This window comes from Pseudoalteromonas sp. MTN2-4 (assembly GCF_042848605.1).
Taxonomy (GTDB): domain Bacteria; phylum Pseudomonadota; class Gammaproteobacteria; order Enterobacterales; family Alteromonadaceae; genus Pseudoalteromonas.
This window is the reverse complement of record NZ_BTGK01000004.1, coordinates 78698-95957: the sequence shown is the minus strand read 5'-3', so window position 1 is coordinate 95957 and position 17260 is coordinate 78698. Positions and strand designations below refer to the sequence as shown.

Genomic DNA, 17260 nt, shown 5'->3' with positions numbered 1-17260 from the left:
GATTGGTATAACGTACCCCTTGAATTTAAGGCAAAGATTACATTGTCTTATGTAATGATATTGCCCGCTCAGTTATTAATGTTACTTTTTAACTTTAAATTAAAAAACAACCGTTACTTTTTAACATAGGTACAATTAATGTAAAGTAATTTTTGTTAAAAATTAATCAGTTTGATAGCTATAAAATTCGAGGTTAGTAGATAAAATTAAAGGTAAATTATTGTTACATAATAAAAAAGCGCTGATAAAAATCAGCGCTTTTCTGAATAAACGAAGAACTAACTGTTACTTAACAATGTTCATTTCTTTTAGTAGGTTTTGTGCATTATCTACTTTATCCATTACCCAAAGCATATAACGTGAGTCTACGTGGATAGAGCGATTTAGGTTTGCATCATAATCCCAGTCGCCGATGATACTTTCGTACACACCATCGAATAATAAACCAACTAGTTCAGCTTTACCGTTCAGTGTTGGTGAACCTGAGTTACCACCCGTTGTATCTACATTTGATAAGAAGTTAACAGGTACTGTATTCATACCGCCAGTGTATGCACCGTAAAGTTTTTGTTTAATTAATTCATTTTGTTTCTCTGGTGAATTAAACGGCTCAACACCGGTGTTTTTAGCTAATAAGCCTTCAAGAGAAGTAAATGGTGTCGCCACTAGACCGTCTTGCGGTGAATAACCGCCAACGGTACCGTAAGTAACACGTAATGTGCTGTTTGCATCAGCATAAACTGGCTTATCTAAAGACTTATTATACGCGATAATAGCTTCCATTAATGCTGGACGAGCTGCTTGCTGTTTACCCGCAAGCTCCTTGTCTTGATCTTCAATTTGCTTCATCACAGTAAAAATGGCTTTAGCATATTGAACGAATGGATCTGCACTTGCGTTAATTTGTGAGAACTCAAGGTCTGCCATCCATAAACGGGCTTTTTCATCAGCCAGTTTAGAGTTTGCATACATGTCATCTAGCAATGCTTTTTGTTTCGCTTTATTAAAGCCATTAGTTAGATTGAATGCTTTATCAACTTCAACTAAACGCTCTGACTTTGGCAATGCAGCATAAAGCTCTAAGAAGTGAAGTAAGATGGCCTTGTCTACCGTTTCATCATAACGGCGGCTCATACTCTTAAGGCGCGCTTGAATTCGTGGTAAGTCACGCTCTTGATAGCCGCGCTCACGCTCTGCATCTGGCTTTTGCTTTTCAACTGCTAAACGGTAAAGCATACGTGCAGTAGAAATCATTTGTGAACGGTGCACATAACCTAGCATACGATCACGTTGATTATGCGCTTGAGATTCAGCAACGAGTTTATTCAGATCAGTTAACACTGAACCATATTTTGCTTTTCGATCACTATTCGCATTGATCCAAGCCGCTAAATCTTTCTCGAACTGTTGCTTACGCGTATACATTGAGCCTTTTTTGAAGCTCTCAATCATAGAACCATAGTTCTTAATGTAATTGTTGTAACCTGCAATGGTGCTCTCGTAAGCAATGCGCGCTTGAGACCCTTCAGGTGCATTTTCTTCAATTAGTTCAACATACTTAGAGTTGTGCTTTCGTGCTAACGGGTAAGCTGTATTGAACACGTAATCAACTTCAGTCGCAATACGGTAACGGTTAGTTCGGCCCGGATAACCGGTTACCATTACAAAGTCACCTTCTTGAACGCCCTTGGCACTCACGCTTAAGAATGAGTCAGATGCAAATGGTACATTGTCTTTTGAATACTCAGCAGGTTTACCGTCTTTGCCTACGTATGCACGATAGAAAGCAAAGTCACCTGTATGACGTGGCCACATCCAGTTATCGATATCACCACCATATTTACCAACGCCCATCGCTGGCGTGTAAGCTAGACGTACATCTTTGATTTCAAGTGATTTGATTAGGTAGTACTCAAGGCCACCGTGGAAGGTGTAGACGTTACAGCGGTAACTGCCATCTGCTTCACACTCAGCAACTAGCGCTTTACGATTTTTATCAATTGCTTCGTAACGTGCTTTACCCGATAGACCATCTGTGCCTTGGTTTACCTTTGTAGTCACATCTGTCACTTCTTCAGTCACATAAACGCGTGAGCCCGGCGCTGCAGGTAAGTCTTCTGATGGTGTTTTCGCTAAGAAGCCATTTTCTAAAATGTTGTTATCAGTAGTTGAGTTGTACTGAATTGAACCGTAAGCACAATGGTGGTTTGTAACTACTAGGCCTTTTGGTGAGACAAATGAAGCCGTACAACCACCTAGGCTGATCACTGCATTCATTGGGAATTCTGTTAGTTTAGAAATCGATTTAACATCAATTTCTAACCCTTTTTGTTTTAACACAGATTCTAATTCTGGTAATTGATGTGGTTGCCACATACCCTCATCAGCAATAGCAAAGTTGCTTGCTGCAAGCACAATAGTGGCAGTTAATGCTTTAATACGCATGGTTTCCCTCAATATTATTATTGCTGAACTTCTATTATTAGATTCAGCTGCTTGTTAGTGTTTTCACTTATCCCCAAAGGAAAAGGATCGGGTACTTTAATGGGCGCACCTAAAATAGCAATTATTTGCGGTACGCTCTGGGCAATAAATTGTTTCAATTTATGAATAACAGTTAGAATTTACTGTCATGCACAACGGCGTTATGCGCATGTAAACTCTCTTGATGTTCAATTTTAAACTGGTAGTTAGTCACTGAACTCATTGACTCAAGTGTCGCTTTCAATCTTCTGGCTGCATCTTCGCAAAACATTAAGTTCTCCGCATTAAGTGCGGCAAATGCTTGTTCATCTTCGCGTTTAACCGCAGTTTGTACTGGTGTACCAATACTTTGCTCAAAAAGAGTCACCAAGTCAGCAAAATTAGGAAATACCGATTGCTCCAGTGAAAGTTGAATGTAGGCATAAGAACGTTGACTATGCGGGGTTGCAATTGAGCCTTCTTTACTTTCAAGCCAAGCTCGTAGTTGGGCTTTATCAATTTGATTTTGCTCACAAAACTTGCTTTCTACTGCATCACTTAACAACTGTCTCGACAGTGCTGCAGAGCAAGGGCAAGTGCTGCTGTAAGGAATTGTCAAAGATACATGAATTTGTCTTGATTGTTGACTCTGTACGACCTCAATTTCAATGGGGTAAGCATTATATCCACTGTTATTGCTTAACAATGCGGGCTTTAAGAGCGGTAATTCAAATTTTAAATTGAGCCTAGCTTGCTGACTTAAGCCTTTTTGCGAACTCAGCATTGCATCCATCATCTTAGCCAATGTATGCTCATCCAACACCTGCCCAGCGATATACTCATTAAGTAATAAGTATAAACGCGACATATGAATACCTTTTGCATCACTGTCTAGACTTACAAACAGATCTGATTGTGCCGTTACTGAAATACGGTTTTTATCAGCTTCAATAAGCAAGGGGACTGCTATATTTTCCATACCCACCCACTTTAAATGAGCAGGAAACTCTCTATTTTGCTTTGATGTAATATCAGGTAAATTCATCATTTTTACTCTAACGATTAAACTTCAATGCGTGAGCTGCATTAAGGTGAGTATTTACTTGCTCGCCATCATAAACTTTGTGGCCGTTGACAAAAGTTGCAGCAATTTTATGTGAAAAAGTAACCCCATTAAACGGTGTCCACTGACACATATAACGAACCGTATCATGGGTAACATAAGTTGATGCACTTGGATCGACCAAAACCAAATCGGCAAAATAACCTTCTTGAATAAAACCACGCTTTTCAATGGTATAGCGCTTTGCTACATTATGTGCCGTTTTTTCTACAACCTGAGTCAATAACATAGTGCCGCGTTTAACTTGCTCTAATAAGCTTAATAGTGCATGTTCTACAAGCGGTAAACCTGCTGGTGCTTGTTCATATGGGACTGACTTTTCTTCCCATGTATGAGGCGCATGATCGGTCGCAATAATGTCTATTCTATCTTCTTGTAATGCAGCTAAAAGTGCTAGTCTATCTTGCTCAGATTTAACCGCAGGGTTGCATTTTATTTGATTTCCGAGCGCTGCATAATCATCTTGGTTAAACCAAAGATGATGCACACAGGCTTCTGCTGTAATCTTTTTGTTCTCGATTGGACCGGGCTCAAACAAAGCCATTTCTTTAGCCGTGGTCAAATGTAAAACATGTAGGTCAGAATTGTATTTTTTCGCCAGAGAAACAGCATATGACGAGGATTGATAGCAGGCTTCTGCATCTCGTATTACAGGGTGGTGCTCAATGTTTGACACACCACACTCAGCCAATACTCGGGCTTGATTTTGTTTTATCACCTCTCCTTGCTCGCAGTGAGTCGCTATTAAAATTGGGCACTCTTTAAAAATTCTCTCGAGCGCATCTGGATGATCAACAAGCAAATCACCTGTCGACGCGCCCATGAATACTTTTACACCACATACTCTATTAACATCGACCGCTTTGATTTCATCAATGTTGTCAGGTGTAGCGCCTAAATAAAACGAATAATTCGCGACAGAGTCTCTTTCTGCTATGGACATTTTATCTTCCAAAGCTTGCCGTGTAGTCGTTGAAGGAGACACATTAGGCATTTCCATAAAGCTGGTTATTCCACCAGCCACTGCAGCGGCCGACTCACTCGCAATTCTGCCTTTATGCGTCAAGCCTGGCTCTCGAAAGTGTACTTGGTCATCAATCATACCGGGTAATAACCACATACCTTCTGCATCAATAATGGAATCTGTATCTGAGACTGCAATATTGGCAGCAACTTTTGTGATTAGCTCACCTTCAACTTTCACATCACAAACTTGCATTTCACCATTATTCACTAAAGTTGCTTGCTTAATAATTAATGCCATAAAGCCTATACCTTTCAACGGAGTGTCATACCAAACAGAAAGCGAACGATAAATTAACTTGGTCTTACCACTTATCGTGCAACTCTGCTATTTAACGCAATAAAGATTGCATCAATTAATGTTACTTTATAACATATCATAAAATTCAAGTTTTTCAGAAGCACGTTGATGAATAAATTTTTCAAACACTCACTTTTTACTTGTTGCGCCATTATCGCACTCAGCGCATGCAGTACGGTTTCTAATCCAGAAGAATCACTGGCAGTTGCCACATGGAATATTGAGCATTTGGCTGAGAATAATGGCCAAGGGTGTAAAGCGCGTAATGAAGCCGATTATGAAAAACTAAAGGAATATGCAAGTAACCTAAAAGCAGACGTTGTAGCATTACAAGAAGTTGAGTCAGCCAAAGCAGTTGCGCGTGTCTTTCCTGAAGAAGAGTGGCAAATAATCATCTCGGACCGCCCTGATTCTCAAACTTATACCTGTAGAGAAAGTGGCCTGACATCAACACAGCAAAAAATAGCTTTTGCGGTAAGAAATTCACTGAGAATAGACCGTATTGAACAACTAAAAGCCATTGCAGTCCCTCGACCAGGCTTAAGACAGGGAATAAAGTTAACTGTTCAACATGCAGATGAAAAATTCCACATCGTCAATCTTCACCTTAAAAGCGGTTGCTTTGTAGATGATTACCTAGACTCTGATAGAGAGTCTTGCGCTGTTCTTGCTCAACAGGTAAAGGTTCTTGATGACTATTTAGAATCTCAACAACTAAATCAAGAAAATTGGATTGTGCTAGGTGACTTCAATCATAGACTGGCGAACCCTAACAATCGCTTCAGAAAAGACTTATCTCACTCACCGGGTTTATTTGCTGACACCAGCTTACCTAACAAGCAATTACAAAACCTCACTGACGGCAAAACCGGTTGTCATCCGAAATACCCAGCGCCAATTGACCATATTTTTATTTCTAGTGCATTGAGCAATCAATACAACCATGAGTCATTAAAGTTTCATTATTTCGACAATATGAATATTGACGACATGTTAAGTGACCATTGTGCCTTAAGCGCACGCTTTTCCTTTTAACCATCTTAGTTTTATACACATAAATAGAGAAAAACAATGAAAACACTGATCGCTACCGCTATTAGTTCAGCACTTTTATTAAGTGCTTGCTCAGAGCCAAGCAATACAACAACAAATAACACTGCGCAAAATGAGCAAGTTTCTGCTTCAATTGAAAGTACAAACCCACTTTTTGTGAAAAGCCCTTTGCAATTTCAAACACCACAATTTGATTTAATCAAAGACGAGCACTTTGTACCTGCTTTCGAGCAAGGCATGAAAGAGCAACTTGCTGAGATTGATGATATTGTGAATAACACTGAAGCACCTAGCTTTGAAAATACCATTGTTGCGATGGAAAAAAGCGGTGAGCTACTGACTCGTGCAAGTCGTATTTTCTTCAACTTAAACGGTACTGATTCAAACGACGCACGCCGAGCTATTCAAACAGAAATGGCACCAAAGTTTGCCGCACATGGCGACAATATCAACTTAAATAAAGCACTTTTCGAACGTGTTGAAGCGGTTTATAACCAGCGTGCTGCACTTAATCTGACCGCGGAAGAAAAGCGTCTAGTAGAAGTACTTTACAAAGGCTTTGTTCGTTCAGGTGCGAAACTAAACGAAGACCAAAAAACGCGTATTCGTGAAATCAACAAAGAGCTTTCTACAATTGGTACTCAGTTCAGCCAAAACATTATGGCGCTGATTAAAAACAATGTCGTTATTGTTGAAGATAAAGCGCAACTAGCTGGTCTGTCTGATGCACAAATCGCTTCACTTGCAACTGCTGCGGCAGAAGCGGGCCATGAAGGCAAGTACCTTATCAAAATCACGAATACGACACGTCAACCAATTCTTGCCTCTTTAGAGAATCGTGACCTTCGTGAGAAAGTGTGGCGTGCATCTGCTGAGCGTGCTCTGACAGGTGAAAATAGCAACGCTGATATTGTGCCCACGATCACTAAATTACGAGCAGAGCGCGCTGCACTATTAGGCTATGACAGTTATGCGCACTTTGGCCTAGAGTCACAAATGGCAAAAGAGCCACAAGCTGTGTTAGATATGCTCTCAAGCATGGTACCTGCGCTTCTTCAGAATGTAGATGCAGAAGCCGCTGCAATTCAGGCTAAAATTGATGCCTCTGGCGAAAACTTCAAACTAGCACCATGGGACTGGTTTTTCTACGCAGAGCAAGTACGTAGAGATAAGTACAACCTAGATGAAAATGCGGTAAAAGAGTATTTCGAATTTAATCGTGTACTGAAAGATGGTGTGTTCTTCACTATGAACCGTTTATACGGCATCACTTTCAAGCCGCGTCCAGACTTACCGGTTTATCATGAAGACGTAGAAGCTTATGAACTATTAGACGAAGACGGTTCTAGCCTAGCTATTTTCTACGCCGACTATTTTGCCCGCGAAGGTAAACGTGGTGGTGCATGGAAGAGTGCTTTTGTTAAACAGTCTGGCCTAGACAATCAGCGCCCTGTGATTGTGAATGTAATGAACATTCAAAAAGCCCCTGAGGGTGAGCCAACGCTTATCAGCTACTCAGAAGCGACCACTATTTTCCATGAAATGGGCCACGGTGTTCATGGCATGTTGTCTCAAGTGAAATACCCAACTCTTTCAGGTACTTCTACATCTCGTGACTTTGTAGAGTTCCCATCTACATTCGAAGAAGACTGGGCAATGTACCCTGAAGTTATTGCAAACTATGCAAAACACTACAAAACGGGTGAGCCAATTCCAAAAGATTTACTTAAAAAAGTGATCGAGTCTCGTAGCTTCAACCAAGGCTTCGATACATTTGAATATGTTGCAGCTGCACTGCTAGATATGGAATGGCACTCATTACCAGCTTCTGCGCCAAAACAAGATATTGTTAAGTTTGAGCAAGCTGCTCTTGAAAAACATAACGTAAACATTGATTACATCCCGCCTCGTTATAAATCGGCGTACTTTAACCACTCAATGGGTGGTTATGCAGCAGGTTACTACGCATATATGTGGAGTGAAATTTTAGCGGCAGATGCGTATGCGTATGTTCAAACACAGGGTGGTTTAAACCGTAAGATTGGTCAGAAGTATCGTGAGAATATCCTTGAAGTAGGTAACACTCGTGATCTTATGGAATCTTATAAAGCTTTCCGTGGACAAGAGCCAACGACTGAAGCGTTACTTAAGCGTCGTGGTTTATCGGTAACAGTTAATTAATTCAACATCATAACCAACTAAAGCAGCTAGGTATTGAGCTAAGGTCACTTTGAACCTAGTTGCTTTTTTCAGTATTATTTTCTGTATATTCAAATACACAAAGGCCATTTGATGATCTATGCTGTTGCTATATCAATCAACAATATTAATAGGTAGTATGAAATAAAAAACACATCCAACTACGATGCATCTATCACTTCAACTTTTTCCTCTGTGGGCTGTTATCAGCTCTGTTATTGCTTACTTTAACCCTAGCCTGTTTACAGGTTTTAAATCGAGTATTGTGCCGCTGTTAATGTTTATCATGCTAACGATGGGTTTAACGCTAAAACCAGCAGACTTTAAGCGGGTCGTTGAAAATAAAAAGGCCGTGGGGCTTGGTCTAGTTTTGCAATTTACTGTCATGCCTATCACCGCATTTTTGCTCAGCCAACTCTTTGTATTAGACACTCAAATGCTAATTGGTATGGTGCTTGTTGGTGCTGTTGCCGGTGGCACCGCAAGTAATGTGTTGTGTTATTTGGCAAAAGGCGATGTTGCTTTGTCTGTGACCATGACAGCAGTCAGTACCTTAATTGGAGTGTTCATGACGCCGCTTTTAACAAGCCTATTGATTGCTCAGAATGTTGATATTCCTATACTTTCGATGCTGAGTAGTTTGGCAAAGATTGTATTATTACCTCTTTTAACTGGCATTATGCTCAACTACACCTTTTCCAATGTTATTGCGAAGATACACAGCAAATTGCCAATAATTGCTATGTTGGCAATCATTTTTATCATCAGTATTATCGTCGCCTTGAACCACCAAAAGCTGCAAAGCTTGAGCCTATTGACTGTAGCAGCAGTTATGCTCCATAACCTTATCGGGCTATCATTAGGTTATTGGGCACCGAAAAAATTAGGTTTTAATGAACACGTTTGTCGCACAGTGGCGTTTGAGGTGAGTATGCAAAACTCTGGGTTGGCAGTGGCGCTTGCGATTAAATTTTTTACCCCAACAGCGGCTATTGCGGGTACGCTATTTTCAATTTGGCACAATATAAGTGGCTCTCTTTTAGCGGGTTACTGGCAAAGAAAACGCGCCGATTAAGGCGCTTATTCAAATTTATACATTACTTTTCTTGAAAGTCTTCAGCTTCATAATAAAGCGGCTTTAAAGTGCCACAATTCACAAATTTATAAGTCAATTCGCTTTCTTTCGGCACGCGCTTCGATGTTCTGAATTTTTGCAAGCAAGCCCCAGTCATATCAATATGAATCAAGTGACTGAAGCTAGGGGCTTTTTGGATTTTGTGGATATATAAACGTTCATTGCCTTTGATATCCACATAATCATAATCTTGCCACTGAGTCGAATCTTGTAAATCTTTAAACTCTCTTGCATAAATTTTATCGGTAAATTCTATAGTACGGTTTGCATAAAATAAATTACCGCCTCTGTCAAAGTGGCCCATATAAACATCGGCAGTGACAGTGATCTCTTCACCTCGAAGCAAACGTTGGATGTTAAATGCTTGCGGTTTAATCGTAACTAAATCTGCATCTTTGACTAGATTTAAAAAAGCAACATCGGGGTTTTTAATTTCATACACAACTTGTAAGTCATGGGGCATACGATAACCAGACATATTCATAGCATAAATATTTGAGCCTTTATTAACTAGCACCATAGGATGCTCAGCATGATATCCAGGATCTAAAGGTTCTGGCTCTGGCTTTTTTTCTTCTTCGGCCATGGCCGCACATGTAAAAAGTAAACTCAGTAACAAATAAACTAATCTCATATTACTTCTCTTTAACCTTATGATTAAAAAGCAGTATAGCAGTTGAGATTGGTAAATATGATGATTGAGCAATAATATTTTTTTTACTCAGTTTTAAAACTAGCCTAAGCAAGCATTTATGAAGGCTTTGATAATTGGGTGTTGCTTATTCTGTAAAGCGCTTCGCTCTGGCTGAAAGGCCGTACCAATAAAGAATGGATGGGATCGCAGCTCTAACGATTTTGGCTCTCCATTGTGGTCAACACTGCTAAATAGCAAATCACTTTCTGCAAACAAGTTTAAGTATTTTGGGTTCACACCAAAGCCGCAGTTATATTCTTCTCTAATTTCTCTTTGACCATACATACCTTGTATTTTGCTGTTTGCTTTTAAAGTAACACCATGTTGCTCATGATTTAAACGGCACACTAAAGCACTGATCAGAGGCATGGGTGTTTCTAAATCCACTTCTGCATTACCCGCTTGTTCATACTCTAACGCATTTCGAGCAAACTCTAACGCGGCATGTTGGTAACCCGCGCAAGTGCCTAAGAATGGCTTTTTATGCTCACGAGCAAAACGGATCACAGACAACACGTTTTCCATATTGTCATACGGGCTTTTGGGCACGCACCAAATGCCATCGAACTGCGATAAATCTTGTAAATCGACTGCTGATGAATGTATCCATTGATATTCAATTGACTGAGCAGTATTTAACTGCAAAGCTTTAGGAATGGCTTGGTGGGCAAGCACTTGTGGATCGTAGTCTCCGACTAAAGCGATTTTCATACTGTTTCCTTAATGATAAAAGCATAGCTCTATAAAATAGCCCCCTCCTCCATTCAATTCAACAATCACACCATTCATCTTCGTTTTTCACCGTTACTGTACTTTTTCAACATCAAAAAACCGGCTCCTTTTAGACTCTGTACATACATTTACTAACAGGGGTTAATATGAAAACCAGTTACCTACTTGCCATTTATCTACTATTTTTGAGCTGCCTTGCTACGGCAAAGACACAAGCACAGCAAACACTTCAACCAGATGAGTTCAAAGCTCAATTCAGCAAAATACTTGAAGAACACAATGTTGTGGGTGCTCAGCTCGTCATTTTTAATAAACATAAAAATACCGTAGAGCTTAATCATGGTTTTAGTAATCTAGAGCAAGAAATAGCAGTCGATAAAAATACTTTATTTAGAGCCGGTTCAACAACCAAGCCTTTTGTTGCAATGGCTATTATGCAACTTATCGAAGAGGGATATTTTTCTTTACAGTCTAAGGTGAGTGAACTTGCGCCTGAAATTAACATTGATAATCCATGGCACGAAACCAGCCCTATCAGAGTCGTTCACTTACTCGAGCACACGGCTGGGTTTGATGACATGCATTTTAAGAACTTTTATAACAAAACGGGGCAAGAGGTAAACCTGCTTGAATCAGTAAATCGTGATGCTGAGTCACTTGCTGTAAGATGGCAACCTGGCACAAGGCACGCCTATGCGAACCCAGGCTATGGCATTTTGGGTTACTTAATAGAAAAGTTTAGCAACCAAGCTTTTGATGACTATGTAAGCAAAAATATCCTTGCACCATTGGATATGAACAATGCCTTCTTTGGTTACCAGCAAGACAACTCGGCATTTAGCCAAGGGTTCAATTCAGGTGAGGCAATCCCTAATTATGATATTTTTCTTCGTCCAGCTGGTAATTTAAGTATTTCAGCATCTGAACTTGCTAAGTTTGGCCGCTATTTTCTTGATTCAACTCAGCATAATGCTATCGCATCGATAAACTCGGATATTTTAGCAAAAATGCAAATGCCGCACTCTACTCTAGCGGCCAAGCAAGGCCTTAACTTTGGCTATGGCCTTGGTTTATACCAAACAGAGCAAAAAGGCCATTTATGGGTTGGTCACAATGGGGGCGTTGGTGAGTTTATCACAGCATTTGCTTTCTCTCACCAATTAGATATTGGCTATGTACTCATGGTGAACACCAACAGCATTAAATATCGTGAAATTTCGGATATGCTAATGGATTACTTACACCAAAATATCGAGCCCAAACTACAGCCACAAAGCACACAAATAAACTCAGATATTACTGGTTACTATCGTTTGCACTCTGACAGAAACCAAATTTTCGCTGGCATAACTTGGCCTTTTAATGCCGTAAAAGTATCTCAACAAGATAATGAACTGACTGTCTCACCGCTTATTCCATCTGAATCTTTAACGCTAATTCACCTTGAAGATAATCAATTTATTGAAAAAGGCTCGTATATCGCTAATTCAATCTTTGTAGAGCATCCTGAATATGGAAAGGTATTGGTAACAGATGGGCAGTTTTGGGTTGAGTCATCATTCTTTATGGCTTGGTTACCAGTTGTAATAGGCCTGCTATTTGTTATTAGCTTAACGGTTACTTTATTGTATTTGCCAATCTGGTGCGTAAACTTTTTCAGAGGCAAATTGAAAAACAAAAGCCAGCTACTCATTCGTCTATTGCCATTTTGTGCAGTGGCAAGCTTAATTTTATTAGCAATTGCATTTACACAAATCACTTGGCTGACAATTGCCGATATCAACGCCGCGACCCTCATTATTTTTGCATGCACTTGGCTATTTGCACTCTTTTCTTTTATGAGTTTAATCAGTTTTTGTAAATTTAAGAAACAGGAAGCAAATCGATTCGCCCGAATATTTTTACCAATGAGTAGTATGCTGTTTTCAATTTCAACGGTATATTTTGCAGTGAATGGTTACATAGGCTTAGCATTATGGGCTTGGTAAATACTTTACCCCAGCTAGGTTAAGCACAACTAAAATAGGCTAAGAGTACAAAAATTGATGCATTACTTTTCTAGAAAGAAGCAATTCTGGGTCTGCCAAATAATTGGGTGGAGTATGTTGGCAACTGTAAATCTACTCCTCAGATTAATGCCAGACTTTAATAATGTGGATGAAAAAGTTGTAAACAGCATTGTTATTTTGCTCTTTGGGCTGCTTACCTCTCTTGGCCTGAGAGTGTTCTATATCAAAAGTAGAGTGATAGAAAAATCACTCTCTAGAATGGTATTACCTGTACTTATTTGCTCTTTAATAAGTACAAGTGCCATGGCTTTATTTATGCTTAGCATCGTCTCCCTGTTGCATAGCACAAACCCTGATTATGACTCTGCACTAGGTCACATGAATATTATAAGTAACATCATTGGGCTATACCCAATCACCCTAATTTGGAGCTGTATTTATTTAGGTGTGCAATCACTGCAGCGTTGGAAACAAGTAGAAAGTGAAAAACTATCACTGCAATTAGCATTAAAAGAAGCGCAACTTAACACCCTAATCAGCCAAATTAACCCTCACTTTATGTTTAACAGTCTCAACAACATTAGAGCTTTGATGTTAGAGGACATAAACCAAGCAAGAGCGAGTATCACGCAACTTTCTAACGTTATGAGGCATGCATTGAATGCTGATAAAAAAAGCCATATTCCTCTTGAGCAAGAACTTAAAGTAATTGAAGAGTTTATTGCTATTTCAGGTATTCAATATGAAGGCAGGCTCAAATTTAAAAGCAAGGTAGATGACCACTTACTTCACGTACTCGTGCCCCCTATGATGATACAAATGCTCATTGAAAATGCTATAAAACATGGTATTAGCCTAGTCAAAGGCGGTGGTGTATTAAGTTTGGAGATTAACAAGCAAGCGGATTTCATATTCATTCGAGTATGTAACCCTGGAAGCTTAAAGCCCTCTTCGACCTCCAGAACATCAACCAATATAGGCTTACATAATATTCGAAAGCGTTTACAGTTGTTATATGGTTCATCTGCAAGTTTTGAGTTAAGCGAAGCAGACGAGACCGTGATTGCCACGCTTACTTTTCCTATACAGTCTCATCATTCGAAGGCAGAACTATGAAAGCAATCATTATTGAAGATTCTCGTTTAGCAAGATTAGAACTCAACACTATGCTCTGTGAATTTGAACAAATAGAGGTGATAGCCCAAGCGGCAGATCCAGATGAAGGCATTGCTTTAATCAAACAACATCAACCCGAGATCTTATTTTTGGATATTCAGATGCCGGGTAAGAATGGCTTTGAATTACTCGATGAGATCGATTTTCAAGGTAAGGTTATCTTCACAACGGCATACGATGAGTATGCTATTCGCTCATTTGACTACGACGCATTCGACTACTTATTAAAACCGATTGAAACAGACCGATTAACAGTCACCATTAATAAGCTCATCAGACTAGAAGCCTCAGAGCCAGCACCACAAGACACTGAACAAGTGAAGTTTGATGAAAACAGCTCTGTGTTTTTAAAAGACGGCGATGAATGTGACTTCGTGCCTTTAAAAGATATATTTTTAATTGAAAGCTGTTCAAACTATTGCTTTATACATCATAAGCAACAAAAACCACTGATAAAAAAGTCTCTCAATCTACTAGAAGCACGATTGCCTGAAACGCTATTCTTTAGGGCAAATAGACAGCACATCATTAATTTAAGACAGGTAAAAAACGTTGATATCGCTGTTAATGGCAATTTATTAATTACCTTACATTCAGGCCATGAAGTTGAAGCCTCTCGTAGACATACAAGTCGTTTCAAACAGCTAATGAGCTTTTAAAAAGTATTTAAAATTCAAATGCTAAAACTTTGTACATGATTACCTAGTTTTCTCTGTAGTGAACATATTTACACCTTGTAAAAGTAGACTTATCTATTCACTCGTCAAACTCCCTTTACAGTATTCAGCAACCATTAAGCTGGTATGAATGCATCTTGCTGTCATTTTCTATATTATGCGCGCGAAAAATAATTCTTATTAATTTTTAGGACAACAAGTATGAGTAACTCCCCAGAAGCCATGACATTAGATATGTCTTCAGCCAGTCGGGGTGGCTGGACTCAGCACGACACACAATGGGTGTTAAGCCTATTCGGTACAGCGGTCGGTGCGGGTATTTTATTTTTACCAATCAACATCGGTATTGGTGGTTTTTGGCCACTGCTAATTATGGCCTTACTAGCCTTCCCAATGACATTTTTAGCACACCGTGGTCTTGCCCGTTTTGTGCTCTCATCAAAGCAAGATAACGCAGACTTCACCGACGTGGTTGAAGAGCATTTTGGCGCTGGTGCGGGCCGTTTAATTTCACTTCTATATTTTTTCTCTATTTACCCTATTCTACTTATCTACGGTGTAGGTTTAACCAATACGGTAGATAGCTTTATGGTGAACCAGTTAGGCATGGAGTCTATCCCTCGTGTGGCGCTTTCTGGCGTACTGGTTGCGTTTATGGTTGGTTTAATGCTGGGTGGTGAAAAGCTTCTCATGCGCGCCTTCTCTGCTTTGGTTTACCCTTTAGTAGCGATTTTATTATTCTTATCACTTTACCTAATTCCTAATTGGCAAATGCCTGCGGTTTCAGCACCGGATATGGGTGAGCTGAGCAGCACATTATGGCTATCAGTGCCTGTGATTGTATTCTCATTCAGTCACGCTGCTGCAATTTCTAGCTTTGCGAATGTGCAGCGCCGTCATTACAAATCTGAAGCGGTGAGCAAAAGCGAAAAGATTCTAAAATATACCTCTTTAATGCTTATCCTATTTGTATTGCTTTTTGTATTTTCTTGTATTTTCTCTTTAACACCAGAGCAAATGGCACAAGCGAAAGAAGCAAACGTGTCGGTTCTATCATTCTTAGCTAACGTGTATGACAACCCATATATTGCACTGCTTGGCCCATTCGTTGCCTTTGTTGCCATTACCTCTTCTTTCTTAGGTCACTTCTTAGGTGCCCGTGAAAGCTTTAATGGTCTGGTTACAAAGCAAACTAAGCTAGGTAATGCGACTGCGGATAAAATTGGCGTTGCTGTGATGTTTGTCACAATTTGGATCTGTGCGGTAATTAACCCAAGCATTCTGGGTATGATGGAAGCAATTTCAGGCCCTATCATTGCGATGATTTTATTCGTTATGCCAACTATCGCCATATACAAAGTACCAAGCCTAAATAAATACAAAGGCCGCTTAAGCACGTACTTTGTATTAATCGTTGGTTTGCTTGCAGTATCTGCGTTGTTATTTAGTTGGTAAAAATCAACTAAAAAAGCAAAACATAAATAAAAAGCCCGAGTAGAAATACTTGGGCTTTTTATTTAATTTTTGTTCCTATTTTGATATCGTTACTAAATCAGCCCTAGGAGCGGTATTGCTGATAAATATAACAAACAAAATAACAAGGAATCATTATGTTAAAAACAATAAAAGCTTTAGCTATTTCTTCAGTCCTGATCTCAGCAGCTTACTTCTCTAATGCAGCAATTGCGAAAGGGTTTCAAGAAGTTTCAGTTGCTTGCTTTCCTGTATCTAGTGGGTTTCCATGGATTGAAGAAGCAACAAGTCAGAGTGACTTCAACTACCTAGTATCTAAATGCGAAGCGCAAGGTGGGCAAGTTACTATTTATTAATAATAACGACAAAGCAGGGTCTCCCCTGCTTTTACTAAATTATCTTCTTCTAACAAATAAGCCTGCACCTAACAGCATCAACATACTAAATAAGCTACCTGAACTACTCTCTGAATTGTTATTACCCGTGTCAGGATCAGTAGTTGTCAGCAACGTATTTTTCTTAGGTTCTAAATTTTCTGCCGTATTTTCACTGTCATCAATAATCGTTACTGCATTGATTGTTATGAAGTTGCTCTCGTCTGGGTTAACCTGATCGTCAGCACATTTTTCTTGCGAGTAATCAACTAAAGGAATTGAACCACAGCGCTCTAATTTAGCAATTTTATCTACGATATCCATACCATCACCAATCACCTGACCAAATACGGTAAAGCCACCATTTTGCACGTCTAGATTTGTGCTATTGTCTTTGAGGTTAAAAAACCACTGACTTGATGCACTATTCTGATCACCTTCCACCTTAGCCATAGCAATGGTCCCCCGCACGTTTGAATAAACAGGCTCATTTTCTACATTGCCAAATGACTCAACTTGGCTTAGCGGAATACTGCCTTCATAAAAGAAGCCACCACCTTGTAACACAAAGTTTGGCTCTAAGCGGTGGAAAATTACATCTTGATAACGGTCTGCGTTGACATACTTCATGAAGTTTTCAACCGTTTTTGGCGTGGTTTGATCAAACAAGTTAACTTGAAAACTACCTTGAGAAGTTTGAAACTCTACAATAGTTGCCATTGCTGAGCTGCTTGCAACTAACAGTGCTGTTGAAAATAAATGTTTAATCAATGTCTTTGCCTCAAATATAAAATTTGTGCTAAGACTACTGGTTAAAAGATAAAATGA

Annotated in this window: 14 protein-coding genes; 8 read left to right on the top strand and 6 right to left on the bottom strand. The window is 39.5% G+C overall.

Features of this window, described 5'->3' with window-relative positions:
• Positions 1–285: 285 nt before the first annotated feature.
• The 3 genes from ACGHEH_RS11520 to ACGHEH_RS11510 all read right to left on the bottom strand — a co-directional run bounded on the left by ACGHEH_RS11520 (position 286) and on the right by ACGHEH_RS11510 (position 4850).
• Positions 286–2445: a S46 family peptidase gene (locus ACGHEH_RS11520; protein WP_390445403.1), complete on the bottom strand. Its 2160-nt coding sequence runs from the start codon at positions 2443–2445 to the stop codon at positions 286–288.
• Positions 2446–2617: 172 nt separating this feature from the next.
• Complete coding sequence (folE2, locus tag ACGHEH_RS11515; protein ID WP_390445400.1) at positions 2618–3511, bottom strand: GTP cyclohydrolase FolE2; 894 nt, start codon at positions 3509–3511, stop codon at positions 2618–2620.
• Positions 3512–3518: 7 nt separating this feature from the next.
• Positions 3519–4850 carry a dihydroorotase gene (locus tag ACGHEH_RS11510; protein WP_390445398.1) on the bottom strand — a complete coding sequence of 444 codons (1332 nt, stop codon included), beginning with the start codon at positions 4848–4850 and terminating at the stop codon, positions 3519–3521.
• A gap of 168 nt (positions 4851–5018) precedes the next feature.
• On the opposite strand from ACGHEH_RS11510, the gene ACGHEH_RS11505 reads away from it, so the two are divergent.
• From ACGHEH_RS11505 to ACGHEH_RS11495, 3 genes are all read left to right on the top strand, one after another.
• Positions 5019–5945 carry an endonuclease/exonuclease/phosphatase family protein gene (locus ACGHEH_RS11505; RefSeq protein WP_390445395.1) on the top strand — a complete coding sequence of 309 codons (927 nt, stop codon included), beginning with the start codon at positions 5019–5021 and terminating at the stop codon, positions 5943–5945.
• 36 nt (positions 5946–5981) lie between these two features.
• A complete protein-coding gene (locus ACGHEH_RS11500; RefSeq protein ID WP_390445392.1) occupies positions 5982–8144 on the top strand; it encodes a M3 family metallopeptidase in 2163 nt (720 codons plus the stop codon).
• Positions 8145–8328: 184 nt separating this feature from the next.
• Positions 8329–9237, top strand: coding sequence for a bile acid:sodium symporter family protein (locus ACGHEH_RS11495; protein WP_390445389.1), 909 nt, complete (start codon positions 8329–8331; stop codon positions 9235–9237).
• Between the two features lie 22 nt (positions 9238–9259).
• Here ACGHEH_RS11495 and ACGHEH_RS11490 read toward each other — a convergent pair whose 3' ends face one another.
• Complete coding sequence (locus tag ACGHEH_RS11490; RefSeq protein WP_390445386.1) at positions 9260–9931, bottom strand: hypothetical protein; 672 nt, start codon at positions 9929–9931, stop codon at positions 9260–9262.
• Between the two features lie 99 nt (positions 9932–10030).
• Positions 10031–10702 carry a hypothetical protein gene (locus ACGHEH_RS11485; protein WP_390445384.1) on the bottom strand — a complete coding sequence of 224 codons (672 nt, stop codon included), beginning with the start codon at positions 10700–10702 and terminating at the stop codon, positions 10031–10033.
• Between the two features lie 167 nt (positions 10703–10869).
• Here ACGHEH_RS11485 and ACGHEH_RS11480 point away from each other — a divergent pair, with 167 nt between their 5' ends.
• From ACGHEH_RS11480 to ACGHEH_RS11460, 5 genes are all read left to right on the top strand, one after another.
• Positions 10870–12711 carry a serine hydrolase domain-containing protein gene (locus ACGHEH_RS11480; protein ID WP_390445382.1) on the top strand — a complete coding sequence of 614 codons (1842 nt, stop codon included), beginning with the start codon at positions 10870–10872 and terminating at the stop codon, positions 12709–12711.
• Positions 12712–12825: 114 nt separating this feature from the next.
• On the top strand, positions 12826–13848 hold the full coding sequence (locus ACGHEH_RS11475; RefSeq protein WP_390445379.1) for a sensor histidine kinase: 1023 nt from the start codon (positions 12826–12828) through the stop codon (positions 13846–13848).
• Entirely contained in the window at positions 13845–14567 is a 723-nt protein-coding gene (locus tag ACGHEH_RS11470) for a LytR/AlgR family response regulator transcription factor (protein ID WP_390445377.1), read from the top strand. The genes ACGHEH_RS11475 and ACGHEH_RS11470 overlap by 4 nt, the downstream gene beginning before the upstream one ends.
• Positions 14568–14786: 219 nt before the next feature.
• The gene (locus ACGHEH_RS11465; RefSeq protein WP_390445375.1) at positions 14787–16040 is read left to right on the top strand and encodes an aromatic amino acid transport family protein; all 1254 of its coding nucleotides are present in this window, start codon (positions 14787–14789) and stop codon (positions 16038–16040) included.
• Positions 16041–16195: 155 nt separating this feature from the next.
• Entirely contained in the window at positions 16196–16414 is a 219-nt protein-coding gene (locus ACGHEH_RS11460; protein WP_390445373.1) for a hypothetical protein, read from the top strand.
• Positions 16415–16453: 39 nt separating this feature from the next.
• Here ACGHEH_RS11460 and ACGHEH_RS11455 read toward each other — a convergent pair whose 3' ends face one another.
• Complete coding sequence (locus ACGHEH_RS11455; protein WP_390445371.1) at positions 16454–17203, bottom strand: peptidylprolyl isomerase; 750 nt, start codon at positions 17201–17203, stop codon at positions 16454–16456.
• Positions 17204–17260 lie beyond the last annotated feature (57 nt).